At 70.6% G+C, this 25932-nt stretch carries 19 protein-coding genes; 12 read left to right on the top strand and 7 right to left on the bottom strand.

All coding sequences use genetic code 11. From position 1 onward, the window contains the following. Nucleotides 1-1371: methylmalonyl-CoA mutase subunit beta (locus AWZ10_RS04580; protein ID WP_060890504.1), on the bottom strand; the 1371-nt coding region annotated here is incomplete at its 3' end. Between the two features lie 203 nt (nucleotides 1372-1574). Here AWZ10_RS04580 and AWZ10_RS04575 point away from each other — a divergent pair. From AWZ10_RS04575 to AWZ10_RS04555, 5 genes are all read left to right on the top strand, one after another. Further along, nucleotides 1575-1799 carry a heavy-metal-associated domain-containing protein gene (locus tag AWZ10_RS04575; protein ID WP_046706970.1) on the top strand — a complete coding sequence of 75 codons (225 nt, stop codon included), beginning with the start codon at nucleotides 1575-1577 and terminating at the stop codon, nucleotides 1797-1799. Nucleotides 1800-1924: 125 nt separating this feature from the next. Further along, the gene (locus AWZ10_RS04570) at nucleotides 1925-2434 is read left to right on the top strand and encodes an NfeD family membrane protein (RefSeq protein ID WP_060890502.1); all 510 of its coding nucleotides are present in this window, start codon (nucleotides 1925-1927) and stop codon (nucleotides 2432-2434) included. A 99-nt stretch (nucleotides 2435-2533) separates the two neighbouring features. After that, nucleotides 2534-4150: an SPFH domain-containing protein gene (locus tag AWZ10_RS04565; protein WP_079104289.1), complete on the top strand. Its 1617-nt coding sequence runs from the start codon at nucleotides 2534-2536 to the stop codon at nucleotides 4148-4150. Between the two features lie 563 nt (nucleotides 4151-4713). Further along, entirely contained in the window at nucleotides 4714-5949 is a 1236-nt protein-coding gene (locus AWZ10_RS04560; protein WP_046706973.1) for a cation:proton antiporter, read from the top strand. A 148-nt stretch (nucleotides 5950-6097) separates the two neighbouring features. Then, on the top strand, nucleotides 6098-7384 hold the full coding sequence (locus AWZ10_RS04555; RefSeq protein WP_425264477.1) for a PucR family transcriptional regulator: 1287 nt from the start codon (nucleotides 6098-6100) through the stop codon (nucleotides 7382-7384). Nucleotides 7385-7510: 126 nt separating this feature from the next. Here AWZ10_RS04555 and AWZ10_RS04550 read toward each other — a convergent pair whose 3' ends face one another. From AWZ10_RS04550 to AWZ10_RS04535, 4 genes are all read right to left on the bottom strand, one after another. Beyond that, complete coding sequence (locus AWZ10_RS04550; RefSeq protein WP_060890500.1) at nucleotides 7511-7846, bottom strand: hypothetical protein; 336 nt, start codon at nucleotides 7844-7846, stop codon at nucleotides 7511-7513. A gap of 482 nt (nucleotides 7847-8328) precedes the next feature. Beyond that, entirely contained in the window at nucleotides 8329-9858 is a 1530-nt protein-coding gene (locus AWZ10_RS04545; protein WP_060890499.1) for a helix-turn-helix domain-containing protein, read from the bottom strand. Between the two features lie 139 nt (nucleotides 9859-9997). Then, the gene (locus tag AWZ10_RS04540) at nucleotides 9998-10195 is read right to left on the bottom strand and encodes a DUF4236 domain-containing protein (protein ID WP_173531637.1); all 198 of its coding nucleotides are present in this window, start codon (nucleotides 10193-10195) and stop codon (nucleotides 9998-10000) included. Between the two features lie 463 nt (nucleotides 10196-10658). Continuing rightward, nucleotides 10659-11381, bottom strand: coding sequence for a VOC family protein (locus tag AWZ10_RS04535; RefSeq protein WP_060890498.1), 723 nt, complete (start codon nucleotides 11379-11381; stop codon nucleotides 10659-10661). Between the two features lie 415 nt (nucleotides 11382-11796). On the opposite strand from AWZ10_RS04535, the gene acnA reads away from it, so the two are divergent. The 5 genes from acnA to AWZ10_RS04510 all read left to right on the top strand — a co-directional run bounded on the left by acnA (nucleotide 11797) and on the right by AWZ10_RS04510 (nucleotide 18216). Then, on the top strand, nucleotides 11797-14514 hold the full coding sequence (gene acnA, locus AWZ10_RS04530; protein WP_046707221.1) for an aconitate hydratase AcnA: 2718 nt from the start codon (nucleotides 11797-11799) through the stop codon (nucleotides 14512-14514). A gap of 178 nt (nucleotides 14515-14692) precedes the next feature. Further along, complete coding sequence (locus AWZ10_RS04525) at nucleotides 14693-15421, top strand: response regulator transcription factor (protein WP_060890497.1); 729 nt, start codon at nucleotides 14693-14695, stop codon at nucleotides 15419-15421. 209 nt (nucleotides 15422-15630) lie between these two features. Then, the gene (locus tag AWZ10_RS04520; RefSeq protein ID WP_408991565.1) at nucleotides 15631-17070 is read left to right on the top strand and encodes a sensor histidine kinase; all 1440 of its coding nucleotides are present in this window, start codon (nucleotides 15631-15633) and stop codon (nucleotides 17068-17070) included. 177 nt (nucleotides 17071-17247) lie between these two features. Beyond that, entirely contained in the window at nucleotides 17248-17727 is a 480-nt protein-coding gene (locus AWZ10_RS04515; RefSeq protein WP_060890496.1) for a hypothetical protein, read from the top strand. A gap of 60 nt (nucleotides 17728-17787) precedes the next feature. Next, a complete protein-coding gene (locus AWZ10_RS04510; protein ID WP_060890495.1) occupies nucleotides 17788-18216 on the top strand; it encodes a hypothetical protein in 429 nt (142 codons plus the stop codon). Nucleotides 18217-18306: 90 nt separating this feature from the next. On the opposite strand, the gene AWZ10_RS04505 is transcribed toward AWZ10_RS04510, so the two are convergent. Beyond that, nucleotides 18307-18993, bottom strand: a complete 687-nt coding sequence (locus tag AWZ10_RS04505; protein WP_060890503.1) for a TetR/AcrR family transcriptional regulator — start codon at nucleotides 18991-18993, stop codon at nucleotides 18307-18309. A gap of 192 nt (nucleotides 18994-19185) precedes the next feature. Between AWZ10_RS04505 and AWZ10_RS04500 the strand changes: the two genes are divergently transcribed. Continuing rightward, entirely contained in the window at nucleotides 19186-20049 is an 864-nt protein-coding gene (locus tag AWZ10_RS04500; RefSeq protein ID WP_060890494.1) for an NmrA family NAD(P)-binding protein, read from the top strand. Between the two features lie 540 nt (nucleotides 20050-20589). Further along, the gene (locus AWZ10_RS04495; RefSeq protein WP_173531599.1) at nucleotides 20590-21663 is read left to right on the top strand and encodes a lytic polysaccharide monooxygenase auxiliary activity family 9 protein; all 1074 of its coding nucleotides are present in this window, start codon (nucleotides 20590-20592) and stop codon (nucleotides 21661-21663) included. 393 nt (nucleotides 21664-22056) lie between these two features. Here AWZ10_RS04495 and AWZ10_RS04490 read toward each other — a convergent pair whose 3' ends face one another. Further along, nucleotides 22057-25854, bottom strand: coding sequence for a GH92 family glycosyl hydrolase (locus tag AWZ10_RS04490; RefSeq protein ID WP_060890493.1), 3798 nt, complete (start codon nucleotides 25852-25854; stop codon nucleotides 22057-22059). Nucleotides 25855-25932 lie beyond the last annotated feature (78 nt).

Genomic DNA, 25932 nt, shown 5'->3' with positions numbered 1-25932 from the left:
GGGCTCGCGGACGACCGGCTTCTCGGCCAGGTGCGGGAACTCGCTGACGCCGGTGACCGGTTCGCGGCGCTTGGCGAGCTTGCCGGCGCGGGCCGCCCAGGTGTCGGCGAGGTCCTGTCCGAGGCGGCCCGAACGCAGCGCGGCCGACTGGCCGCCCAGCCCCTCGATTCCCTGGAAGAACTCCCAGCCCGCGTGGGCGAGTTCGTCCGTGAGGCGTTCCACGTACCAGGAGCCGCCCGCCGGGTCGATCACCCGGGAGAGGTGGGACTCCTCGATGAGGATCGTGGAGGTGTTGCGGGCGATGCGCCGGGCGAACGCGTCCGGCAACCCGAGCGTGTGGTCGAAGGGCAGCACGGTGACGGAGTCGGCGCCGCCCGCACCCGCGGCCAGCGTGGCGATGGTCGTGCGCAGCATGTTCACCCACGGGTCGCGGCGCGTCATCATCACGGGCGAGGTCACCACGTGCTGTGTCTGCGCCCCGGCTGCGGGCACCCCGCACACCTCGGCCACCCGGGCCCAGAGCCGGCGCGCCGCCCGCAGCTTGGCGATCGTCAGGAACTGGTCGGCGGTCGCCGCGTACCGGAACTCCAGTTGCGCACAGGCCTGTTCCACGCTCAGCCCGGCCTCGGTCAGCTCCCGCAGATACGCGACACCGGTCGCGAGCGAGGCACCCAGCTCCTGTGCGGCCGAGCCACCGGCCTCGTGGTACGGCAGGGCGTCCACGGTCAGGGCCCGCAGCCCCGGGTAGTCCTCGGCGCACAGCCGGGCGAGCCCGGCCACGGGGGCGAAGTCGTACGTCTGTCCGGTGCGGGCCTCGTGGCCGAGGGGATCCGCGCCCAGGTTGCCGCGCGCCGCCTCCTTGGCGACGCCCCGCTCGGCGTACAGCCGCAGCAACTCCCGTGCGGCGGGCTCGACCTCGGCGCCCGCGTCCAGGACGACCGGTGCGAGATCGAGGAGGACACCGTCGAGGACCCGGCCGAGCGAGGCCACCGGGAGCCCGGCCCCGCCGAGCACCAGCCACAGAGAGGTGACGCCGTTCTCCAGGTCGGCGAGCACCGCGTCGCCGTCCGCCGCCGTGTGCCGCTGGCGTACGTCCCAGCCGCCGACGGTGTTGCCCGCGGCCCGGCCTCCTCGTACGAAGGGCGCGAAGCCGGGGAATCCCGGAGGGGGCGCGGTGTCGTGCGCGGTGTACAGAGGACGGGTGCGCAGCCCGTCCTCCAGCGCGGTGGACAGGGCTTCCTCGGCCTGAGCGCCCTCGACGTCCTTGCCCGACTTGCGCAGCACGCCCGAAACGAGGCGGTGCCACTGCTCGTGGGTTGCGTCAGGGAACTCGGCGGCCAGCTCAAGCCCGTCGTCAGGCAGGACTGTCATGCTCGGATGCTAGGCCAGAGGCCCAAAGGAGCAGCAGGGGGCACGGCTGTGACCTTGCCCTCTATATATCGACCTCGAATTCGAACGGGGCACCTGCCGGGGCTTGACTGAACGTGGTGGGGCCGTCCGCCGTACCTCGTGCCAAGCGGTTCGTGAGCCCCTACGGCACAGTCACCGGGCCGACCGAGGACAGGAGCGACCCCATGGCCGAGAAGTACTTCACCGTGTCCGGCATGAGCTGCGGCCACTGCGCCGCGAGCGTCACCGAGGAGGTCGTCGCGGTGCCCGGCGTCACCGAGGTCGATGTCGACGTACGGGCCGGCCTGGTGACCGTGCGCGGGGAGGCGGTCGACGACGCGGCCGTCCGCGCGGCGGTCGTCGAGGCGGGCTACGAGGTCGCGGAGGTCGTACGGCACGCCGCGGCCTGAACCGGGAAGCAGGAAGGAAAGGCACGGGAACGTTGCCGGAACACGGCAATGAACCGGCCCCCCTACCCGTGTGAGGATCTCGTCAAGCCGGAGACCGGCGGCGGGGTGAGAGGGGGACGGCGCGTATGGCCTGGTTCTTCGGACTCGGCATCACGGGGGTCGCGCTGCTCGCCCTGTCGCTGGTCTTCGACGGGGTGCTCGACGGCGCGTTCGACGGTGTTCTGGACGGCGCCCTGGACGGGTGGCTGTCGTTGCCGGTCGTCGCCGGATTCCTGGCGGCGACCGGCTTCGGCGGGGTCCTCGCGACCGAACTGCTCGACGTCGGCCCGGTGGTCGCCACCGGATGCGGTGCGGCCCTGGGGGTCGGCGCGGCCTGGCTGACGTACCGCTTCGGCCAGGCCCTGATGCGTGATCAGACGGCCGTCGCCCCACGGGGCGACGACCTGGTGGGCACCGCGGGCCATGTGGTGACCGCCATTCCGGCCGACGGGTTCGGCGAGGTGCTGCTCCGGCTGGCCGGGCAGCCGGTGAAGTTCGCCGCGCGCAGCGGGGTGCCGGTCTCCCGGGGCGCCGAGGTGTGGGTGGAGGCGGCTCCTACGGCCACGTCGGTCGTCGTGCGCCCCGTGGACCGCTGAGCCGCCACTCTCTCCTCTTCCGTTCCGTTCCTCTCCGTTCCTCTCCGTTCCTCTCCGTTCCTCTCTTCTCTTCGCGTAGGCGATTCGGGGGCATTTGTCATGAGTCCTGTCGTTCTCGCGGTGCTGGGAGTCGTCGTACTCCTGGTGCTGCTGGCTCTCGTCGTGGTCACCCGCTACAAGGTGGCCGGTCCCAGTGAGGCGTTCATCGTCACCGGCCGGCGTGGCAAGCAGGCCACCGATCCGGACACCGGGCGGGTGTTCACCGACAACAGCGGCCAGAAGGTCGTGGTCGGCGGCGGGGTGTTCGTCGTGCCGTTCGTGCAGCAGCGGTTCACCCTGGACCTGTCGTCACGTCACATCCCGGTGGCGGTGCGCGGTGCGGTCACCCTGCGCGGGATCAAGGCGAACCTCGAAGGCGTGGCCATCGTCAAGGTCGGCGGAACCGAGGACTCGATCCGGGCCGCCGCCCAGCGGTTCCTGATGCAGCAGGACGGCATCGTCGGCTTCACCCAGGAGGTGCTGTCGGGCGCGCTGCGGGCCATCGTCGGCCGGATGTCCGTGGAGGACGTCATCCGTGACCGGGCGGCGTTCGCCGGTCAGGTCGCCGAGGAGGCCGAGGCCAGCCTGTCGGGGCAGGGCCTCGTGCTGGACGCCTTCCAGATCCAGGACATCACCACCGAGGGCTCCTATCTGGAGGACCTCGGCCGACCGGAGGCCGCGCGCGCCAAGCAGGAGGCCGACATCGCCGAGGCAGTGGCCCGGCGCGCCGCCGAGCAGGCCCGGCTGAAGGCGGAGGAGGAGATCGCGGTCGCCCAGCGGACCTTCGCCCTCAAGCAGGCCGAGATCAAGGCCGAGACGGATTCGGCCGCCGCCCAGGCGAACGCGGCCGGCCCGCTCGCCGAGGCGGCCCGTCAGCAGGACATCCTCGCCGAACACGAGAAGGTCGCGGAGCGGCAGGCGGCGTTGAAGGACCGGCAGCTGGACACCGAGGTCCGCAAGCCCGCCGACGCCCAGCGTTACGCGGCCGAACAGGAGGCCGAGGCCCGGCGGGTGGCCCGGGTGAAGCAGGCCGAGGCCGAGCGGCTGGCCGAGATCGCGGGTGCCCAGGCGGAGGCCGAGCGGGCGAGGCTGACCGGTGAGGGCGAGAAGCAGCGGCGTACCGCGCTGGCGGAGGCCGAGGCCGTCGAGGGGCTCAGGCAGGGCGAGTCGGAGCGGGCGCGGCGGGCGGCGATCGCCGAGGCGGTGCGGCTGGAGGGCGAGGCGGAGGCGGCGGCGATCGGCGCGAAGGGCGCGGCCGAGGCCGAGGCGATGAGGCAGAAGGCCGACGCCTTCGGGCGGTACGGCGACGCGGCGGTCCTGCAGATGCTCGTCGAGGTGTTGCCCCAGGTCGTCGCCAAGGCGTCCGAACCGCTGTCCGCGGTGGAGAAGATGACCGTCATCTCGACCGACGGCGCCGCCCGCATCCCGCGCGCGGTCGCCGACAACGTCGCCCAGGGGATCGAACTCCTCGGCTCCACCACGGGCGTCGACCTCGCGGAACTCCTGAAGGGACTCTCGCGGGGCGGTGGCGGTGGTGCGACGGCGGGGGAGCGGTCGGGGGAGCGGTCCGAGCGCCACAGTGGCAACGGCAACGGCAACGGCAACGGCAACGGCAACGGCAAGGGCAACGGCCACGGCCACGGCAACGGCAACGGCAAGGTCGAGATCGGCGAGTGACAGGATGAGCCCGAGGTAAAGGGAAATGGGTAGCGCTTTACCTATTGTGTGATTTCACCTTTTCGGATTGCGCTAGAATCCTTTACCAAGCGCTGACGCTCTGGTGAGCGCTTATTTGCTCATTCGTTCGAGTGGTGGTCGGTGATGCGGCCGACGGCGTGTTGGGGGGCGTGACATGGGTCGAGTAGTCCGCGTGCGCGTCGTGAACGCCGCTCGCGACGCCGTACCCGATACCGGCCGCGCCGCGGACCCGAGCGACCGCCCCGCGCGCTGACGCCCTCGCGGCCGTAGCAGAGTTCGTCGACTGCCCGATGCCCTCGGGCAGTCGACGCTCCGTCATGTAGGCGACCGGGCCCTGCGGGTGAACCCGCGCGCTCGTACGACACCGAAGGCCCCGCCCGACCGGTGTGCCGGGCCCCGCCGTCCCGCAGTCGCGGTCGTGACCGCCCGCGACCGGCGTAGCCGCACCCGCACTCGCACTCGCACTCGCACTCGCACTCGCACTCGAACCCGCACCAGGCACAGACGCCGTCACCGCACTCGTCAACGGAGGACAGACGCCCGTGCACAACACCACAGCCATGCTCATCGAGCTCGGGGCGATCATTCTCGCCCTGGGTCTGCTGGGCCGCCTCGCCGGACGGGTGGGCTTCTCACCCATACCCCTCTATCTGCTCGCCGGGCTCGCCTTCGGCCAGGGCGGCATACTTCCCCTGCAGGCCAGTGAGGAGTTCGTCGCCACCGGCGCCGAGATCGGCGTCATACTCCTGCTGCTCCTGCTCGGCCTGGAATACAGCGCCTCCGAACTCGTCACCAACCTCAAGACCCAGTACCCCTCCGGCGCGGTCGACTTCGTCCTCAACGCCGCCCCCGGCGCCGCGATGGCGCTGCTGCTCGGCTGGGGCCCGGTCGCCGCCGTCGCCCTCGCCGGCGTCACCTGGATCTCCTCCTCCGGCGTCATCGCCAAGGTCCTCGGCGACCTGCGCCGCCTCGGCAACCGCGAGACCCCGGTCGTGCTGGGCGTCCTGGTCCTCGAAGACCTCTCCATGGCCGTCTACCTGCCGATCCTCACCGCCCTCCTCGCCGGGGTGAGCCTGGCGGGCGGCGCCCTCACCCTCCTGATCGCCCTGGGCACGGTGGGTGCCGTCCTCTATGTCGCCCTGCGCCACGGCCGGCTGATCAGCCGTGCCGTCTCCTCCGACAACGCCGAGATGCTCCTCCTGGTCGTCCTCGGCCTCACCCTCGTCGTCGCCGGGGTCGCCCAGCACCTCCAGGTCTCGGCCGCCGTGGGCGCGTTCCTGGTCGGCATCGCACTGTCCGGTGAGGTCGCTGAGGGTGCCAGCAGCATCCTCAGCCCGCTGCGGGACCTGTTCGCCGCGGTGTTCTTCGTCTTCTTCGGCCTGCACACCGACCCCGCCGACATCCCGCCCGTCCTCCTCCCGGCCCTCGCGCTGGCCGCCGTCACCACCGTCACGAAGATCGCCACCGGCTACTGGGCGGCCCGGCGGGCCGGGATCTCCGCCAAGGGCCGCTGGCGGGCGGGCGGAACGCTGGTCGCCCGGGGCGAGTTCTCCATCGTCATCGCGGGCCTCGCCGTCGGCGTCGAGCCTCGCGTCGGCCCTCTCGCGACGGCGTACGTCCTCATCCTGGTCGTCCTCGGCCCCCTCACCGCCCGCTGGACCGAACCCCTCGCCACCCGACTCACCCGCCGCGCGTCGGCCGCGCCCCCACAGACACCGGCGGCGCGGCCCGACCTGAACCCCGAGCCCACCACCGAGGCCGTGCACGCGAACGTCTGAGGAGGCCGTGCAGGGGCGCGCCCGACTCGGGGGCGACACGGCGTCGGGCTACCCCGGCCACCCCGCGCTGCGCCCCGGCCACCAGAACCCGATCGCCCTCGAACCGAACGGGGAGGACATGAACGGTCAGCAGATGAACGGTCAGCAGATGAACGGTCAGCACGTGAACGGCAGAAGCGCGAACGGCAGAAGCGCGAACGGACGAAGCGCGAACGGTGAGAGCGAGGGCGTCCGTAGCGCAGCCGGCGAGAGCGCGGGCGTTCGGAACGCGGCCGTCCGTAGCGCAGCCGGCCGGAGCGCGGGCGTTCGGAGCGCGGCCGGTGAGAGCGCGGCCGGTGAGAGCGCGGCCGGTGAGAGCGCGGTCGGCGGGCACCCGGGCGAGGACTTCCTCGACGGTTTCGAACAGGTCCTCGCGGACGCCGCACCCACCGGCCGTCGTCTGACGCGCGACGAGATCGAGTCGCGGCGTGCGCTCGGCGCACGGGCGGCGGAAGCCGGGCACGGCTGGCGGTCACTGGTCAGGGCGCACCTCGTGGCCGGCCGGGACAACTGGCCGCGGGCCGCCGACCCGGACAGTGTGCTCGCCGTCATCGAACAGGCCGTGGACGCCTTCGCCGACGGCTACGAGCGCGCCCAGCGGCTCGTGGTCCGCAAGGAGGAGGCCGCCCGCCGGGAGTTCATCGACGACCTCCTCCACGGCCGCGGCGCCCCGGGTCAGCTCGCGGCCCGCTCCGAACGGTTCGGGCTGCGGCTGTCCCGCGCGCACGCGGTCGCCGTCGCCGAGGGGCCGGAGAAGTACGACGAGACCGACCCCGTACCCCGGCAGGTGGCGAGCGAACTCTTCGCCCGATTCGAGAACCGCCGCATCCTGTTCACCACCAAGGACGGCCGGATGGTGTGCATCGCCCCCGGAGACCAGGACGACGTCCTCACCCACTTCGCCAAACGCTCCTACGCCGCCACCGGCCGGGCCCAGGTCGCCATCGGCCGCTCCCGGCCCGGCCCGGTCGGCATCGGCCACAGCTACGAGGAGGCACTCAACGCCCTGGACGTGGCCCAGCGCATGGGCCTGGAAGAGCCGCTGTTGCGCGCCGCCGACCTGCTGGTCTTTCCCGTACTGGCCCGGGACCGGCAGGCACTCGTCGACCTGGTGAGCAGCACGCTCGGCCCCCTGGAACAGGCGCGCGGCGGGGCCCAGCCCCTGCTCGACACCCTCACCGCGTACTTCGACACCGGTTGCGTGGCCGCCTCGACCGCCCGGCGGCTCTCCCTCAGCGTGCGCGCCCTCACCTACCGGCTGGCCCGCGTCCACACCCTCACCGGCGCCGACCCGACCGACCCCGCGGACCGCTACACCCTCCAGACCGCGGTCATCGGCGCCCGTCTCCTCGACTGGCCGACGAGACCCCTGAGTTCCACGGAGACGTCTCCCTAGTGTCCTGCGCCATTAATTCGTCGGTAGATCCGTCCAGCCACTGGCGGCCAAGGGGCTGGACGCCGACCGCGCGTGTTGGCCCTTCGAGCCCCAGCCGGAACTACCTAGGAACTTCCGGCGCGGACACTAGAGTCCGTCGGCGCGCTTCCGGGTGGCGATCACGGTGGCGGCCGCGCCCGCCGTTCCGTACAGCGTGTACAGCAGGCCCTGGCCCAGGAGGTCGCCGCGCTTCACCTCCTGGGCGTACTTGAGCTGGTCGAACGTGGCTGTGGCGGTCGAATCGCCGCCGCGGACGCTGTAGTCGAGCGCGCAGGTATAGCCCTGCCGCATGGGGCCAGGGTGGTCCTCGCCGTCCTCGCCCAACTGGAGCCCCGGGCAGTCCGGGACGCCGTGGGCAGCCCCGGCCCTCAGCAGGGTGATCACCCCCCACGCCAGCGGGACCAGGAAAAATGCGATGAACACTCCGCGCAACCTCATTGCGGCACCCTAGTGACCTGCGCCAGTAATTCGTCGGTAGATCCGTCCAGCCCCTGGCGGCCAAGGGGCTGGACGCCGACCGCGCGTGTTGGCCCTTCGAGCCCCAGCCGGAACTACCTAGGAACTTCCGGCGCGGGACACTAGCGGCCCTGCGGCCCTAGCGGCCCAGCCCGGTGGCGGCGCCGGGCCGGGAGGTTGTCGCCGCATGGCGGCCGGACTTGAGGGCGTACAGGCAGTCAACCGGGGCACCGGGTACGTCACCGCGTGCAGGGGCCTCCCTCGCGCACGACGCGCCGCGCGCCGCGCCGACTGGAGGTACCCCGGCTGTGCCACGCCGGCCCCATCCCACCAAGCAGGCCACCTGGCGCGGTGAGTGCTGATCCCCGCTTCCGACCCAGGGCCGCCGCGGATGTCCGCAGCGGCCGTGCCGTGTCCCGAGCGACAGCCCACCCGGGCGGGGACGCTCGTCAGATGTCCCGGAAGATCTCGATCTGCGCCCCCACCGTGTTCAGGCGTTCCGCGAGGTCCTCGTAGCCGCGGTTGATGACGTAGACGTTGCGGAGGACGGACGTGCCGTCGGCGGCCATCATCGCCAGGAGGACGACGACGGCGGGGCGGAGGGCGGGCGGGCACATCATCTCGGCGGCGCGCCAGCGGGTGGGGCCCTCGACCAGGACACGGTGGGGGTCCAGCAACTGGAGGCGTCCGCCGAGGCGGTTGAGGTCGGTCAGGTAGATCGCGCGGTTGTCGTAGACCCAGTCGTGGATGAGGGTCTGGCCCTGCGCGGCGGCGGCGATGGCCGCGAAGAACGGGACGTTGTCGATGTTCAGGCCGGGGAACGGCATGGGGTGGATCTTGTCGATCGGCGCCTGGAGCTTCGAGGGGCGGACGGTGAGGTCCACCAGGCGCGTACGGCCGTTGTCGGCGAAGTACTCCGGTGAGCGGTCGTGGTCGAGGCCCATCTCCTCCAGGACCGCCAGCTCGATCTCCAGGAACTCGATCGGCACCCGGCGCACGGTCAGTTCGGACTCGGTGACGACCGCGGCTGCCAGCAGGCTCATCGCCTCGACCGGGTCCTCGGAGGGCGAGTAGTCGACGTCCACGTCGAGGTGCGGCACCCCGTGCACGGTGAGCGTGGTGGTGCCGATGCCCTCCACCCGTACACCGAGCGCCTCCAGGAAGAAACAGAGGTCCTGGACCATGTAGTTGGAGGAGGCGTTGCGGATGACGGTGACGCCGTCGTGGCGGGCGGCGGCGAGCAGCGCGTTCTCGGTCACCGTGTCGCCGCGCTCGGTCAGCACGATCGGCCGGCCGGGGGTGACGGACCGGTCCACCTCGGCGTGGTAGAGCCCCTCGGTGGCCGTGATGTCGAGGCCGAAGCGGCGCAGCGCGATCATGTGCGGCTCGATGGTCCGCGTCCCGAGGTCGCAACCGCCCGCGTACGGCAGCTTGAAGTGGTCCATGCGGTGCAGCAGCGGACCGAGGAACATGATGATCGAGCGGGTGCGGCGGGCCGCCTCCGCGTCGATCGCGTCGAGGTTCAGTTCGGCCGGCGGCACGATCTCCAGGTCGACACCGCCGTTGATCCACCGGGTGCGTACGCCGATGGAGCCGAGCACCTCCAGAAGGCGGTACACCTCCTCGATGCGGGCCACCCGGCGCAGCACTGTGCGCCCCTTGTTCAACAAGGTGGCGCACAGCAGCGCGACACAGGCGTTCTTGCTGGTCTTCACGTCGATCGAGCCGGACAGTCGACGCCCGCCGACCACTCGCAGATGCATCGGCCCCGCGTATCCCAGCGAGACGATCTCACTGTCCAGGGCTTCACCGATTCGGGCGATCATCTCAAGGCTGATGTTTTGATTACCGCGCTCGATTCGATTGACCGCGCTCTGACTCGTGCCGAGCGCCTCCGCCAACTGGGACTGTGTCCAGCCGCGGTGCTGCCTTGCGTCACGGATGAGCTTGCCGATGCGTTCGAGGTAGTCGTCTGCCATGGGGTCGAGGTTATCTCAGATATGAGATGGCACCTCTTGGGGGGTCCGTTGGAGTTGTGGCGAGGGCCCGTTCAGGTGACGAGGCGTCAGCCGTGCGGGAGGGCGCCGTCGTCGGCGGTGGGCGGGCCGCCGGTGAGACTCAGTGGCGCCTGGCCTTACGCGTGCGGCGCCAGCCGAAGGGGCCGGGCAGGTCCATCGAGGTCGTGCGGCGTCCCGTGCTGCTGTGGGTGTGCCGGGGGCCGTTGTGGCCACCGGTGGTGATGGACCACGAACGCTTGTTGATGTTCAGTCGCACACCCGGCAGGATGCGGAAACTCTTGCGGAACGTGAGCGGCATGTGTGCCTCCTTCCCGATGCACACCGGGTACCCCTCTCGGCCGTTCGCATCCCTGTCACTTGTCGGCAACTGCGAGTTCGGTGAGGGGTATTGGCGGTGAGCCGGGGGCTGGGGGCCGGTCCGGGGCCGGGAGTCTCCGGCGGCGGCGGGGGTGCGAGGGGCAAGGTCGGACGGGTGGACGGGTGGACGGGTGGACGGGTGGACGGGTGGACGGGGGTGTCGGGCCCCTGCCTGGATCGCGGGAGGCCTCGCTGGATCGGGAGGCCCCCACTCGGATCGGGGAGACCCCGCCCGGCGCGGTCACGTGCCGCACATGGGGGTCACGCCCCGCCCGGACTGCTCAGCGCCGCACATGGGGGTCACGCCCCGCCCGGACTGCTCAGCGCCGCCCATCTGGGTCACACCCCGCCCCGGACTGCTCAGCCTCGCCCGGATCCGTCCCGTCGGCCTCCGCCCGTTCGCGTCAGCGCGGCGGCAGTACGCAGAACTCGTGGCCGTCGGGGTCGGCCATCACCACCCAGTCGGCCTCGCCCTGGCCGACGTCGATCCGCGTCGCGCCGAGGGAGACGAGACGGTCGACCTCCGCCTGCTGATCGCCGTCGGAGGGCGGGGCGAGGTCGAAGTGCAGCCGGTACTTCCCGGCCTTCGGGGCCAGCGGCGGGCCGCCCCACGTGACCTTCGGACCGCCGTGCGGTGAGCGGATCGCGGTCTCCTCGTCCTGGTCCCAGACCAGCGGCCAGCCCAGCGCCCGGCTCCAGAAGTACCCGACCTCCTGCGAGCCGTCGCTCGCGAGCGCTCCGATGAATCCGCAGTCCGCGAGGAAGTTGTTGCCCGGCTCGATCACGCAGAACTCGTTGCCCTCGGGGTCGGCGAGGACCACATGCTCCTCGTCCGGGAGCTGGCCGATGTCGATGTGACGGCCGCCGAGTTCGAGCACCCTTGCCACGACCCTGCGCTGGTCGTCGAGGGACTTGCTGGTCAGGTCGAAGTGCATCTGGTTCGCGACGGTCTTCTTCTCCTGGCTCGGCAGGAAACGGAGCCGGAACCCGGTGTCGTCGTTCGGTGCGAGCGCGATGCCGTCGTAGGGGTCGTCGACCGTCTCCCAGTCCAGGACGCCGGCCCAGAAGCGCGCGAGACCGACGGGGTCGTTCGCGTCGAAGCAGAGCGCGTGGAGGTGAGAAGTCATGCCTGGGGATCTCCGATCCGCTGACTCACGGCCGCGGAGGGGCTCGTCCATCAGCGGACAGGGCCGGTCCGGCCGCGGACGGGGCTCGTCCCCCTGCCCATGAGGGCCACAATGCTATGAAGCCCGGGAACCTCCGTGCAACGCAATAAATCCGTGCAACGCAAAGAAAACGGCCCCGGCGCCGTGCCTGGTAGCTCGGCGATCGCTCGGAGATTGGCGCACGCCACATCGGGCCGGGCATGACCAGCCCGCGCCCATGTACTACTGTTATCTCGACATCGAGATATCTGCCGAGGCGCACTGCGGCCGCCACCCCGGTAAGGGGTACCTAACTTAGCCTTACCTTAGCGGATCGGCCAAGGGGGCATGGCGGCAGGATGCGGTGGTACGCGCACATGGAATGAAGGAGACTGTCGTGTCGGCGAACAGCTTCGACGCCCGCAGCACGCTGCAGGTGGGCGACGAGTCGTACGAGATCTTCCGGCTGGACAAGGTGGAGGGCTCGGCTCGCCTGCCCTACAGCCTCAAGGTCCTGCTGGAGAACCTGCTCCGCACGGAGGACGGCGCGAACATCACCGCCGACCACATCCGTGCCCTCGGCGGCTGGGACTCGCAGGCCCAGCCCAGCCAGGAGATCCAGTTCACGCCGGCCCGCGTGATCATGCAGGACTTCACCGGTGTGCCCTGTGTGGTGGACCTCGCCACCATGCGTGAGGCCGTGAAGGCGCTCGGCGGCGACCCGGCGAAGGTCAACCCGCTCTCCCCGGCCGAGATGGTCATCGACCACTCCGTCATCGCCGACAAGTTCGGCACCAACGAGGCCTTCGCGCAGAACGTCGAGCTGGAGTACGGCCGCAACAAGGAGCGCTACCAGTTCCTGCGCTGGGGCCAGACCGCGTTCGACGACTTCAAGGTCGTCCCGCCCGGCACCGGCATCGTCCACCAGGTGAACATCGAGCACCTGGCCCGCACCGTCATGGTCCGCAACGGCCAGGCGTACCCCGACACCCTCGTCGGCACCGACTCGCACACCACCATGGTCAACGGCCTCGGTGTGCTCGGCTGGGGCGTCGGCGGCATCGAGGCCGAGGCCGCGATGCTCGGCCAGCCGGTCTCCATGCTCATCCCGCGTGTCGTCGGCTTCAAGCTCACCGGTGAGCTGACGCCCGGTACCACCGCCACCGACCTCGTGCTGACCATCACCGAGATGCTCCGCAAGCACGGTGTCGTCGGCAAGTTCGTCGAGTTCTACGGCGAGGGTGTGGCCGCCACCTCGCTCGCCAACCGCGCCACCATCGGCAACATGTCGCCGGAGTTCGGCTCGACCGCCGCGATCTTCCCGATCGACGGCGAGACCATCAAGTACCTGAAGCTCACGGGCCGCAGCGAGCAGCAGCTCGCGCTCGTCGAGGCGTACGCCAAGGAGCAGGGCCTCTGGCTCGACCCGGCCGCCGAGCCCGACTTCTCCGAGAAGCTGGAGCTGGACCTCTCCACGGTCGTCCCCTCCATCGCCGGCCCGAAGCGCCCGCAGGACCGCATCGTCCTCGCGAACGCCGCCGAGCAGTTCAAGTCGGACGTCCTCAACTACGTCGACTCCGTGGACGAGTCCGGCAAGGAGTCCTTCCCGGCCTCCGACTCGCCGGCCGTCGCCCCGAACGGCACCCCGTCCAACCCGGTCACCGTGACCGCCCCCGACGGCTCGACGTACGAGATCGACCACGGTGCGGTGACGGTCGCGGCCATCACCTCCTGCACCAACACCTCGAACCCGTACGTCATGGTCGCCGCCGCGCTCGTCGCGAAGAAGGCCGTGGAGAAGGGCCTGACCCGCAAGCCGTGGGTCAAGACCACCCTCGCCCCGGGCTCCAAGGTCGTCACCGACTACTTCGACAAGGCGGGCCTGACCCCGTACCTCGACAAGGTCGGCTTCAACCTCGTCGGCTACGGCTGCACCACCTGCATCGGCAACTCCGGCCCGCTGCCGGAGGAGGTCTCCAAGGCCGTCAACGACCACGACCTCGCGGTCACCTCGGTCCTCTCCGGCAACCGGAACTTCGAGGGCCGGATCAACCCCGACGTCAAGATGAACTACCTGGCCTCCCCGCCGCTGGTCGTCGCGTACGCCCTCGCGGGCTCCATGAAGGTGGACATCACGCGCGACGCCCTCGGTGTGGACCAGGAGGGCAAGCCGGTCTACCTCGAAGACATCTGGCCCTCCGAGGCCGAGGTCAACGACGTCGTGGCGAACGCCATCGGCGAGGACATGTTCTCCAAGTCCTACTCCGACGTCTTCGCGGGCGACGCCCAGTGGCAGGCCCTGTCGATCCCCGAGGGCAACACCTTCGAGTGGGACCCGCAGTCGACGTACGTCCGCAAGCCCCCGTACTTCGACGGCATGACGATGGAGACCACCCCGGTCTCGGACATCGCCGGCGCCCGCGTCCTCGCCAAGCTGGGCGACTCGGTCACCACCGACCACATCTCCCCGGCCGGCGCGATCAAGGCCGACACCCCCGGAGGCAAGTACCTCACGGAGCACGGTGTCGAGCGTCGTGACTTCAACAGCTACGGCTCGCGCCGAGGCAACCACGAGGTCATGATCCGCGGCACGTTCGCCAACATCCGCCTGCGCAACCAGATCGCGCCGGGCACCGAGGGCGGCTACACCCGCGACTTCACCGTCGAGGGCGCGCCCGTCGCCTTCATCTACGACGCCTCGCGCAACTACATCGAGCAGGGCATCCCGCTGGTCATCCTGGCCGGCAAGGAGTACGGCTCCGGCTCGTCCCGTGACTGGGCGGCGAAGGGCACGGCCCTCCTGGGCGTCAAGGCCGTCATCGCCGAGTCGTACGAGCGCATCCACCGCTCGAACCTCATCGGCATGGGCGTCCTCCCGCTGCAGTTCCCGGAGGGTGCCTCGGCCTCCGCCCTCGGCCTCACCGGCGAGGAGACCTTCTCCTTCACCGGCGTCGAGGAGCTGAACAACGGCACCACCCCGCGCACGGTCAAGGTCACCACCGACAGCGGCGTCGAGTTCGACGCGATCGTCCGCATCGACACCCCCGGTGAGGCCGACTACTACCGCAACGGCGGCATCATGCAGTACGTGCTGCGCAGCCTGATCCGCAAGTAAGCGGCTCAGTAAGGCAGTTGAGGGCCGCATCCCCGGGCGACGGGGGTGCGGCCCTTCGCCGTCGCCGGCGGATCCTGGGCGATCGTGTCGGGGCCGGCCGTGCCCGCCGACCAGGTCGCACGGCTCCGGCTCAGCCGGAACACAGGGTTCCCCCAGGCAAGCGCGACAGGATCACGACATGGCTGGTACCTCCGCGCCCCGAAACGGGCGAGTCCGTGTTCTCATCGTCGACGACGAACCCGGGCTCACCGAACTGCTGTCCGTGGCTGTCACGGAGGCGGGCTGGCGTGCCTACCCGGCGGCCGACGGGTACAGCGCGCTGCGGGTCGCGCGCGGCTGTGCCCCGCACGCCGTCGTCCTCGACGGGATGCTGCCCGACCTCGACGGCCTCCAGGTGCTACGACGGCTGCGCTACGAGAACCCGAGGCTGCCCGTCCTCATGCTCACCGCCAGGGACGGGCTGGAACACCGTATCGACGGACTCTCGGCGGGCGCCGACGACTACGTGACCAAGCCGTTCTTCCTGGAGGAGGTCGTCCTGCGGCTGCGCGGCCTGCTGCGCCGGTCCGGCGTCGAGGAGACCAGGTCGTCGGACGACGGCGACCTCGTGCTCGGCGACCTCGTGTTCAGCGCTCAGACGCGCGAGGTGCGCCGCGCCGGTACGCCGGTCCGGCTGACCGCCAAGGAGTTCGACCTGCTCGGCCTGCTGCTCGGCCACCCGCGGCAGGTGCTGAGCAAGGCCCAGATCCTGGACCACGTGTGGAGCAGCTCCTTCGACGGTGGCGGCAACCTGGTGGAGGTCTACATCTCCAGCCTCCGCCGAAAGATCGACAAGGGCAGGGCACCGATGATCCACACGGTGCGCGGACTCGGATACGCGATCCGGGCGGGGGAGGACGGAAGATGACGACGCGTTCGCGGACCTCGAAGAGCGGAATCCGGCGGACCCGGGGGAGCGGAACCCGGCGGGCCCTGCGGAAGGTCGCCAGGCGGACCGTGCCGAGCGGAATCCGGCGGACCGTGCCGAGCGGAATCCGGCGGCCCTTGCGGAGCCGTTCCCTCCGTACCCGCCTCCTCCTCTTCATCTCCGCCACGCTGGTCGCGGTGTGCGCCGCGATGACGCTGGCCACGGTCGTCGCGCAGCGTGCCTCGCTGCTCGGCGCCCTCGACGAGCGGGTCACCGACGCCGCCGAGCGCAGCCTGGGCGGGGTGGGCGTCGGCCCTCGCAACCACACCGACCTGACGTTCCTCAGGGAGCAGGGACAAGCCGTCGGCACGCTCGCCGCGCGGCTCGACGGCGCCGGGAACATCACCTCCGCCGAGGTCGTCGGCGCGAGCGGCGACCCCGAGGCGCTCAGTGCCGAGCAGCGGGCAGCCCTCGACGGCATCGCGGCCGACGGCTCCACGCACACCCGGACCGTCCCCGGCCTCGGCACCTACCGGATCACCGCCCTCGGCGAGGACGGGCTGCACGTCCTCACGGGCCTGCCCATGGACGACGTCCAGGACATGATCGGCGGTCTGGTGGTGGTGGAGGCGCTGGTCGCGGGCGTCGGACTCACCGTGGCGGCCTGCGTCTGCGCGGTCGTCATCCGGCGTCAGCTGCGCCCCCTCGGGCGGGTCGCCGCCACCGCCGTCGAGGTCTCCCGCTCGCCGCTGGACCGGGGTGAGGTCACCGGCCTGACCCGGGTGCCCGACCGCGACACGGACCCCGGCAGCGAGGCAGGCCAGGTCGGCGCCGCCCTCAACCGCATGATCGACCACGTCGAGGCCTCCCTCGCCCAGCGGCAGCGCAGCGAGGAACGCATGCGCCGCTTCCTCGCCGACGCCAGCCACGAACTCCGTACCCCGCTGGCCTCCATCGCCGGATACGCGGAGTTGATGAACCGGGGGACCGACCGGATCGAGCCGACGCTGGCGTGGCGGCGCGTATCGGCCGAGTCGGCCCGGATGACCGGCCTGGTCGAGGACCTGCTGCTCCTTGCCCGGCTGGACGAGGGCCGCCCTCTGGAGTCCGCCGAGGTGGACCTCGCGGCCCTCGTGGCGGAGGCGGTGTGGGACGCGCGGGCGGCCGGCGAGGACCACAACTGGCAGCTCGCGCTGCTCCTGGACGCGCCGGCCCTGGTCACCGGCGACGAGGCGCGCCTCCACCAGGTGGTGGTCAACCTGTTGGCCAACGCCCGTGTGCACACGCCTGTGGGCACGACGGTCACGGCATCCGTGGAGAGCACCGCCGACCGCTGTGTGATCCGCGTGCGCGACGACGGCCCCGGCATCCCGCCGGCCCTCCTCCCCGCCGTCTTCGAACGCTTCACCCGCGCCGACGCCTCCCGCGCCCGCGCCACCCCCCACGCGGGCGGCTCCGGCCTGGGTCTGGCCATCGTCGCCGCGATCGTCTCCGCTCATGGCGGCCGCCTCGACGTCACCAGCGAGCCGGGCCGCACCGAGTTCACCATCGAACTCCCCCCGACCGGCACCAGGGAACTCCCGACCATCGACACGGTCTCGGCGCCTTCCGTCCCCTCCACCCGGTCGGTGCCGTCGATCTCGGTGTGACCGCCGGGCCGGCGCCGCGGCAGGCAACGTCAGCCCCGTCGCGACGCCCGGCACGCCCTCTCGCCGCACCGGCCGAAGACCCGAGTGACACCCAGTAGCAGGTGTCACGAACATCGCCCCACAGCCTCTGGCGGCAGGGAGGCCTGAGGGCGAAGACTCGCACTCATGGATGCACCGATGCGGCGCAGTGCCCCGCTCCCGTTCGTCGACGAGCAGACGATCCTCATCGAGGCGCATGCCGGGGAGGTCTGGTGGGCCCTGGCCGAGGCGCTCGACTGGGCGTTCTCCCGCCCCGCCGCGGTCCGTTACGCCAAGCTCGTGGGCTGCGCCGACCACACGGCGGCCGGACCGCGCCCGCCCGTCGAGGGCGCGACGACGTTCCCCGGCTTCCGGGCGGCGACCGTGATCCCGGCCCGGGAACTGACCCTCCTGGGACGCCACCGCTTCTCCTCGTACACCTGGACCTTCCGCCTCGACGAGGCGGAGCCGGGCCGTGTCCGCCTCCGCGCCGAAACCCGGGCCACCTTCCCGGGCCCGGCCGGCGGCCTCTACCGGCTACTCACCCTGGGGACCGGCACGCACGCGAGACTCACCCGCAGCCTGCTCACCACCGTCCGCCGGCAGGCAGAACGTCCCTGGACGAAATCACCGGCATGACGACCCGTTTCCGCATCGACCGAATCCTCGGCGACCGTCCCTTCGCCGGGGACTCGGTCGATGCGGGTCGGGTTGTCGCGGCCCGAGTGGGAGAAACGTCCGCAGTCCGTGCTCCGGCTCGCGCTCGGCGACGGGGCACGGCTCGACCGCCTCACCCCCTCCGCCCCGGTGTCCCTGGTGCGCCGCGCCGACGGTCTGCCGGCCTTCGCGCCCGCACGCTCCCACGGGGAGCGGAGCCGCCTTCGCATACGGCGTGGCAGCCGGATCTACTTCCGGGAGACCGTGCGGGTGAAGGGCGAGGCGTGGCCGGAACGAGGGGAGACGTGGCTCTCCGCCGCCGACTGGGAGCCGATGCCGTTGGCGGACGGTCCGCGTGAGCCGGCCGAGGCGGAGGTCAGCCGAGACCGGGAAGGTTCGCCGGGGATGGTGGTCATCGCGTTCGGACATGCGGCGACGTCCGTTCATGACCGCCTGGGGTGTGATGGCTGATCCTGTCCGTGTGCACAGGTCGACGCGTCAGGAGGGGCAGAGGCTGCGGCAGATCGTGCGCCGAGGCAGCACCGGTTCGTCGCGGCTGGATCAGCGTTGCAGCCACTCGTCGAGAAGCGCGGCCTCTGCCTTGCTGAGCGCGGGCAGTTCGGGCAGGAGGGTGCGGAAGGCCGCGACGACGGCCGCCGGGTCCCGGGTGGGGACAGCGGGCTCATCTGTGAGGATGGCGCGAGCGATCGCGTCGAAGGCGGCGTCGGCCAGGTGCGGGTCGCCTTGCTCTGGTGGCAGGGTCAGCAGGGTGTGGACGGTGCCGACGCCCGCGGAGCGGATGAGGTTGACGGCGCGTTCCTCGCTCACCCGAAGCCGCCCGGCGGCGGCGATTCTGTGTACACGCTCGGCGAGGATCGTCACGCCCTTGACCTGTGCCGGGGTGTCGCGTGCACGGGCCGGGTCGAGCAACAGGCCGTAGACGTACGGGTTGGCCAGGCCGAAGCTGATCTGCGTGTTCCATCCGGCGCGGAGGTCTTCCACAGGGTCGTCCGAGGGCGCGGTGGTCTGCTTGCTCGCCACATGTTCGGCGAAGACACGCTCCGCGGCGGCATCCAGCAGCTCGTCCTTGTCCTGGAAGAAACGGTAGAGAGCAGGAGGCTGCAGCCCGGCCTCGTGGGCCACGCGGCGCGTGGTCACCACGGCCGGCCCTTGGTCGCGCAGCAGGCCGGCCGCAGCCTTCACGATGCGTTCCCGGGTGATGTCTCGCCGCTGCGTGGTCGGTGCCATGGAGACGATGGTATCGCCCACGCGTGACAGGCGATGTTATCGATGATATCGACAACCCTTCGCCGCCGACCTGCCCGAAGTATCTGGCATTGTCGGCCGATCTCCAGAGGGGCTCATACGGTTGCCATCCATTGGAAGTATCAGTGATACCGTTATTTTTGTTCCACTGGAAACAACATCCTGGAGCCATCGATGCTGATCGTCACGGGAGCCACCGGCCACCTCGGGTCGCTGATCGTCAACCGCCTGCTGGAGCGGGTGCCGGCCGACAGGATCGGCGTCAGTGTGCGGGACGTGAGCAAGGCCGCCGACCTCGCCGAGCGTGGCGTCCGAGTCCGAGCGGGAGACTTCACCGAACCCGAGAGCCTGAAGCACGCCTTCGAAGGTGCCGAGCGCGTCCTGGTCGTCTCCGCCGCCATTCGAGGCGGCGGCGCGTTGACCGCCAACAACGCCGCCATCGACGCGGCGCGGGAAGCGGGCGCCCGACGCATCCTGTACACCAGCCACCAGGCTGCCTCCCCCCTGTCACTCTTCCCGCCGCAGAAGGTCCATGCGGCTACCGAGGAGCACCTCAAGCAGCAAGGAGTCCCCTACACCGCTCTTCGCAACGGGTTCTACGCCTCCACCTTGGGCTACTACATCGGCGCGGCACTCAAGACCGGCACGCTCGCCGTGCCGCAGGATGGCCCGGTGTCCTGGACGGCCCACGAGGACCTGGCAGAGGCCGCGGCCCTCGCCCTGACCGAGGACGGTGGACTCGAAGGGGTCACGCCGCCGCTGACGGCCCCCCACACGCTCGACTTCGCCGACGCTGCCGAGATCCTCAGCCGCATCACCGGCCGGACCGTCACCCGGGTCGTCATGGACGACGACGAGTGGATATCCGCAGCAGTCGCCGGCGGGATGCCGCGGCCGGCTGCGGAGTTCTCCCTGACGATGTTCGCTGCATCGCGCGACGGGGAGTTCGACGCCGCCGACCCGACACTGGAAGCCACCATCGGCCACCCCGCGAAGACCGCCCACGAGGTGCTGGAGACCGCCTTGCGCTCCCGGTGAACCGACCAGTCCTGGTTCGAGGGGCAGATGCTGGGTGACGGACGACGCGCAGCCCACTGGCGCGGCGCACGCCGCCGGGTCGGCGATGCCTACGCCGCCCCTCCAGAATGCAGGCCACCAACCCATCCGGCCCCCGTGACCACGAACCCGGCGAACCCGTGCGGCCACGGCACCAGTTGACCCTGACCGGCTCCCCGGGCCCGGCTCCTTCGGCTTCAGGTTTCGCTCAGCTTCGACCCGCAGGGTCGTCCCGTACGGCGGTGCTTCCGGTGTACGAGCGTGTTCCGTCATGGCGGGGGCCGCACCCACCCGGGTGCGGCCCCCGCGCATCGGTACGCGCCAGCCGTTTACAAGCGCGGCGCTCCGCGCTAGCTTCCGAAGTAGGTGGGGGTGGGAGCGCTCCCATAGGGCGTGACGGACCGGAACCCGTCATCCCCCGGATCCGCTCCCACCCGCACCACTCATCCGCACCCAGGCACCTTCGCATCGGCACGCGCACGTTCCCCCACCTCCAAGCCGTACACGCAAGGAGCGTTTGTCATGCACGTGACAGATTTACGATTAAGGCTGCCCCGGCGCCACCGCGCACTCCTTCTCGTCCTGCTCGCCCTCGTGACCACGATCCCGGCGCTCGGCCTGGTCGTCACGGCCGGCAGCGGCAAGGCGGAGGCGCACGGGACTCCGATGAAGCCCGGCAGCCGCACCTTCCTGTGCTGGCAGGACGGGCTGACCGACACCGGGGAGATCAAACCGGTCAACCCGGCCTGTCGCTCCGCGCACCAGGTGAGCGGGACGACCCCGTTCTACAACTGGTTCTCGGTGCTCCGCTCGGACGGCGCCGGCCGCACCCGGGGCTTCGTCCCGGACGGACAACTGTGCAGCGGCGGCAACACCAACTTCACCGGGTTCAACACCCCCAGCGCCGACTGGCCGTTGACGCATCTGACCTCCGGCGCGACCGTCGACTTCTCGTACAACGCGTGGGCGGCGCACCCGGGTTGGTTCTACGTCTACATCACCAAGGACGGGTTCGACCCGACGAAGACGCTCACCTGGAACGACTTGGAGGCGCAGCCGTTCCTGAGCGTCGACCACCCGCCGCTGAACGGCAGTCCGGGCACGGTCGAGGCCAACTACTCCTGGCGGGGCCAGCTCCCTGCCAACAAGTCGGGCCGCCACCTCGTCTACATGGTGTGGCAGCGCTCCGACAGCCAGGAGACCTTCTACTCCTGCTCCGACATCGTCTTCGACGGCGGCAACGGTGAGGTGACCGGCATCAAGGAGCCCGGCAACCCCACCGAGCCGGTACCGGGCGAGTGCGCCGCGACCCGTCGTACGACGGGCAGTTGGAGCGGCGGCTACCAGTCCGAGGTCGTCGTCACCAACACCGGCGACGTGCCGATGCTCGGCTGGATGGTCAACTGGACCCTGCCGACCGGGCAGAAGGTCGACAGCCTCTGGAGCGGCAGCGCGACCTACAGCGGGCAGGACGTGATGGTGCACAACGCCAACTGGAACGGGGAGCTGGATCCCGGCGAAACCGCCACGTTCGGCTATGTGGTGCAGGGGTCGGGAGGTGATCCCGCGACGACACTGCCCTGCCGGGTGGGCTGAGCCGGTACCAGATCCGCGGAACGGACCAGATCCGCGGAACCAGCGCGAGTCGCAGCACCGGCCGGTCCGTATGACCAGCCCTGTGCGGGGGCGGGTGTTGCGCTCGGGGCGGACCGGGTGGGCGGGCGGTGCGTGCCCACCCGGTCCGCGAGCCGCGACCCGGTACGGGGGGGACCGGGCGCGGGGAAGTGCGGCTGAGGGGACCAAGCGACAGGACAACGTTGTCGAGTGGTCTGGACAAGACTCTATCGTTTCTGCGGGCAACCAGGTCAAGCCGGTCCGGGTCGAGTAGGTCACAGGCCCCGTCCGCCCCGAGGCACCCGGCGAACCACGCCCCGGGCGCCCGGCGGTTCATGACCGCCGGGCGCCCGGGTGCGGGTCTTCGTTCCGGTGTCAGGACAGCAGTTCCACCTCCGCGAGCGTCGCCGCGCCGTCGAGGACCAGCCGGTGGTGGTCGTACGCCTTCGGGACGGGGATCGAGAAGGCGCGGGTCTGGCGGTCCCATGTGAAGGACTGACCGGAGCGCTTGTCGAGGGTCTTCCAGGTGGTGCCGTCGGCTGAGCCCTGGAGGGTCCAGCCGGTCGGGGCCCCGGTGCGGTCGGCGGAGGTCAGCGTGTACTGAACAGCCCTGGTCCGGGCGGGAGTCGGCAGCGGCAGTGTCTTCACGGACGCCTTCGTCGACGACGTGTCGTCGAAGAGTTCGCCGTCGCCCTCGATGGCGTCCGAACGGGGTGCCGGCACCTTGCCGTTCTTCGTGATCGACACCGGGGCCGCGCTCTCGCCGGTGCCCCAACGGGACGGCTTCGGGCCCATGTCGAACGACAGCACGCCACCCTGGGAGATGATCGAGTGCGGCAGTGAGGTCGACGTCCATGCCTTGCCGTTGACCTTCAGGCCCTGCACGTACACGTTCCTCGCGCTGTTCTTCGGGGCCTCGACCACCAGGTCCCTGCCGTTCTCCAGATGGACGGTCGCCTTGGTGAACAGCGGGGAGCCGACGGCGTATTCGCCGCTGCCCATCACCAGCGGGTAGAAGCCGAGCGCGGAGAACAGGTACCAGGCGGACTGCTCGCCGTTGTCCTCGTCGCCGTGGTAGCCCTGGCCGATGTCGCTGCCGGCGTAGAGGCGGGAGAGCACCTCGCGGACCTTCTCCTGGGCCTTCCAGGGCTGCCCGGCGGCGTCGTACATGTAGATCGCGTGGTGGGCGACCTGGTTGGAGTGGCCGTACATGCCCATGCGGACGTCACGGGCCTCGGTCATCTCGTGGATGACTCCGCCGTAGGAGCCGACGAAGTCCGGGGAGGCCGTCTCCGGGGTGGAGAAGTAGGTGTCCAGCTTCTCCGCCAGCCCGGCGCGACCGCCGTACAGGTTGGCCAGGCCCTTGCTGTCCTGCGGTGCGGTGAAGGCGTAGCCCCAGCCGTTGGTCTCCGTGTAGTCGTGGCCCCAGACGCGGGGGTCGTACTTCGCGGAGTCGAGCCGCCAGGCCCCGTTGCCGTCGCGGCCCTGGAAGAACCCGGCCTCCTTGTCGAACAACTGCACATAGTTCTGGGCCCTGTTGAGGAAGTAGGCGGACTCCTCCTCGTACCGCTTCTCACCCGTCTTCCGGTACAGGGACCGGCCCATCCGGGCGATGCCGTAGTCGTTGAGGTAGCCCTCCAGGGCCCAGGACAGGCCCTCGTGGGTGTCGGTGCCGGTGTAGCCGAGGAAGGGCGAGGTGGCCATGCCCTTGCGGCCGACGCCCGCCGAGGGCGGCACGACCGTGGCGTTCTTCAGGGCCGCCTCGTAGGCCGCCTTCGCGTCGAAGTCGACGCCCTTGACGTATGCGTCCGCGAATGCGACGTCCGACGAGGTGCCCGTCATCAGGTCCGCGTAGCCGGGGGAGGACCAGCGGGAGGTCCAGCCACCGTCCTTGTACTGCTGCACGAAACCGTCGACCATCTCACCCGCCTGATGGGGCGTCAGGAGCGAGTACGCGGGCCAGGTCGTCCGATAGGTGTCCCAGAAGCCGTTGTTGACGTACACCTTGCCGTCGACGATCTTCGCGCCGGTGTGGGTCGGGGTGTCCTGGCCGGTCATGGGGGAGAAGGGCGAGGCGTACTTGTACGTCGAACCGACCTTCTCGAAGCCGGAGTTGGGGTACAGGTACAGCCGGTAGAGGCTGGAGTACAGCGTGGTGAGCCGATCGGGGGTCGCACCCTCGACCTCCACCCTTCCCAGCAGGCGGTCCCACTGCGTTCGCGCCCGGTCCTTCACCGTCTCGAAGGACGTGCCGTCCGGGATCTCCTGGCGCAGGTTGTCCTTCGCCTGGTCGAGGCCGATGAGGGAGGTGGCCAGGCGGAGCGTCACCGTGCGGTCCTCGCCCGCGTCGAAGCGGAGGTGGCCCTTCACACCGGTCGAGCCGCCGTCCGTGACCGGTGCGTCGAAGACCCCGTACACGAAGAGGCGGGTCGCGCCCGTCGACAGTCCGGACTTCACATCCGAGAAGCCCGTCACGACGCCCGAGGCCTTGTCCAGGGTCAGGCCCGCCTGGTCCGTCACATTGTCGAAGAGGACGCTCGCGTCGTCCCCGGGATAGGTGAAGCGCAGCACCGCCGCGTGGTCGGTCGGTGCCATCTCGGCCTTGACGCCGTTCTCGAAGCGCACCCCGTAGTAGTACGGGCGGGCCGTCTCGTTCTCGTGCCGGAAGGGCAACGCCCGTGCCGTGCGGCTCAGTTCGGGCGTGCCGGTGGCGGCGGAGGGCATCACCTGGAAGGTCTGCCGGTCGCCCATCCAGGGGCTCGGCTCATGACTCGCGCTGAACGCCTGGACGGTCGGCAGGTTGTCCGCGTTGTTGGCCCGTGCGTAGTCGTACAGCCAGCTCAGCGAGCCCGCGTTGGTCACCGGCGTCCAGAAGTTGAAGCCATGGGGCACCGCCGTCGCCGGAAAGTTGTTGCCGCGGGAGAAACCGCCGCTGGAGTTCGTTCCCCTGGTGGTCACCGCGTAGTCGGAAAGATGTGTCTTCGGCCGCTCGGGCGCGCGCACCCGCAGCGTCACGTCGTCGAGCCAGCCGCGGAACCTCGCCGGGCCCTTCGGGGAGTCGTAGGCCACCACGATCCGGTCCACGGTCCGGCCGGCCGCGACCGAGCCGATCCGTGAGACCACGTCGTTCCACTGGTTGACGTACAGCACCTTCGCCGCGCCCTGTCCGCGCGGCGACAGCGGGAATCCGTGGCCGTCCACCGCCCGCAGACCGCTGAGCGAGGTGCCGTCGGTGAAGACCAGGTCGACCGAGACGTTCGTGGCGTCGTAGTCCAGATCGCCGTCCGCCATCGACGGGAAGATCCGGTAGGCCAGCTCGGTGTTCCGCTCGACGGCCACGTTCACGTCGAAGACCTTGTTGTACGAGTACGCCCGGCCGTCCGCCGTGTGCCGGCCCGCGTACCTGAGGGCCCGCTTGCCGGTGAAGCCCGCGCCCGCCTTCGCGGTCGCCGAGCCGCTCGGGCCCCGGTCGACCAGCGACAGCATCTCCTTCGGCGGGGGTGCCTGCCCGCCGCCCGTGGAGAACTGCACATCGGCGAGCTGGGTGATCATCGAGGCGCCGTTGTTCCTGGTGATGTCGAGCCGGAAGTGCCGGTACTCGGCCGCCGCGTCGCCGGGGATGTCGTACGACTTCGTCCGCAACCGCTCCTCGAAGGTCTCGCCGGAGCGGGTGTCCAGGGTCCTCCACTCCTTGCCGTCGGTGGAGCCCTGGAGGGTCCAGTCCTTCGGGTCGCGGGTCTCGAAGTCGTTCGCCGAGGTCAGCGCGTAGGTCACCACCCTGGCCGGCCTGTCGAGGTCGAACTCGGCCCAGCCGGTGGGCTGGAAGGTGAGCCACTTGGTGCCGGACTCGCCGTCGACGAGGTTCTCCTTCACCTCCCCGCCGCTCGCGTTCTCGCCGCTGGCCCGGACGTCGGTGACGTGGTCGGTGATGTTGCCCGGGATGCCGGTGGTGTAGCCGCCGTCGACACCGGAGGCCCGCGCGGAGCCGTCCGGTGCCGTGTCGACCGTGCTGAGCCAGTCCGGAGCCGGCTCGTCCGGTTCGAACGAGGAGCTGAACTCCCGCTCGCCGGCCGCCGGTCGGTCCGGTAACGCGACGGCCGCGCCCTGCGAGGCCACCACCAGAGCGAACGCGGCGGCGCCCAGCGCCGCCGTGGAACCCCGTCCGTGCCGCATCGGCGAGCACCCTCCCTACGTCCAGCAGACTGATTTCGATCAAGGAATGATCGGAAGAGGACAACGTTGTCGACCGTG

It is taken from the genome of Streptomyces europaeiscabiei (genome assembly GCF_001550375.1).
Taxonomy (GTDB): domain Bacteria; phylum Actinomycetota; class Actinomycetes; order Streptomycetales; family Streptomycetaceae; genus Streptomyces; species Streptomyces europaeiscabiei.
Note: the sequence above shows the minus strand (reverse complement) of the source record. Positions and strands in the feature narration are given on the sequence as shown.

Excerpts from the sequence above, each read along its gene's own strand:
- AWZ10_RS04575 (WP_046706970.1), top strand. The coding sequence starts at position 1,575 with ATGGCCGAGAAGTACTTCACCGTGTCCGGCATGAGCTGCGGCCACTGC.
- AWZ10_RS04570 (WP_060890502.1), top strand. The coding sequence starts at position 1,925 with ATGGCCTGGTTCTTCGGACTCGGCATCACGGGGGTCGCGCTGCTCGCC.
- AWZ10_RS04565 (WP_079104289.1), top strand. The coding sequence starts at position 2,534 with ATGAGTCCTGTCGTTCTCGCGGTGCTGGGAGTCGTCGTACTCCTGGTG.
- AWZ10_RS04555 (WP_425264477.1), top strand. The coding sequence starts at position 6,098 with ATGAACGGTCAGCACGTGAACGGCAGAAGCGCGAACGGCAGAAGCGCG.
- AWZ10_RS04545 (WP_060890499.1), bottom strand. The coding sequence starts at position 9,858 with ATGGCAGACGACTACCTCGAACGCATCGGCAAGCTCATCCGTGACGCA.
- AWZ10_RS04540 (WP_173531637.1), bottom strand. The coding sequence starts at position 10,195 with ATGCCGCTCACGTTCCGCAAGAGTTTCCGCATCCTGCCGGGTGTGCGA.
- AWZ10_RS04535 (WP_060890498.1), bottom strand. The coding sequence starts at position 11,381 with ATGACTTCTCACCTCCACGCGCTCTGCTTCGACGCGAACGACCCCGTC.
- AWZ10_RS04525 (WP_060890497.1), top strand. The coding sequence starts at position 14,693 with ATGGCTGGTACCTCCGCGCCCCGAAACGGGCGAGTCCGTGTTCTCATC.
- AWZ10_RS04520 (WP_408991565.1), top strand. The coding sequence starts at position 15,631 with ATGACGCTGGCCACGGTCGTCGCGCAGCGTGCCTCGCTGCTCGGCGCC.
- AWZ10_RS04515 (WP_060890496.1), top strand. The coding sequence starts at position 17,248 with ATGCGGCGCAGTGCCCCGCTCCCGTTCGTCGACGAGCAGACGATCCTC.
- AWZ10_RS04510 (WP_060890495.1), top strand. The coding sequence starts at position 17,788 with ATGCGGGTCGGGTTGTCGCGGCCCGAGTGGGAGAAACGTCCGCAGTCC.
- AWZ10_RS04505 (WP_060890503.1), bottom strand. The coding sequence starts at position 18,993 with ATGGCACCGACCACGCAGCGGCGAGACATCACCCGGGAACGCATCGTG.
- AWZ10_RS04500 (WP_060890494.1), top strand. The coding sequence starts at position 19,186 with ATGCTGATCGTCACGGGAGCCACCGGCCACCTCGGGTCGCTGATCGTC.
- AWZ10_RS04495 (WP_173531599.1), top strand. The coding sequence starts at position 20,590 with ATGCACGTGACAGATTTACGATTAAGGCTGCCCCGGCGCCACCGCGCA.
- AWZ10_RS04490 (WP_060890493.1), bottom strand. The coding sequence starts at position 25,854 with ATGCGGCACGGACGGGGTTCCACGGCGGCGCTGGGCGCCGCCGCGTTC.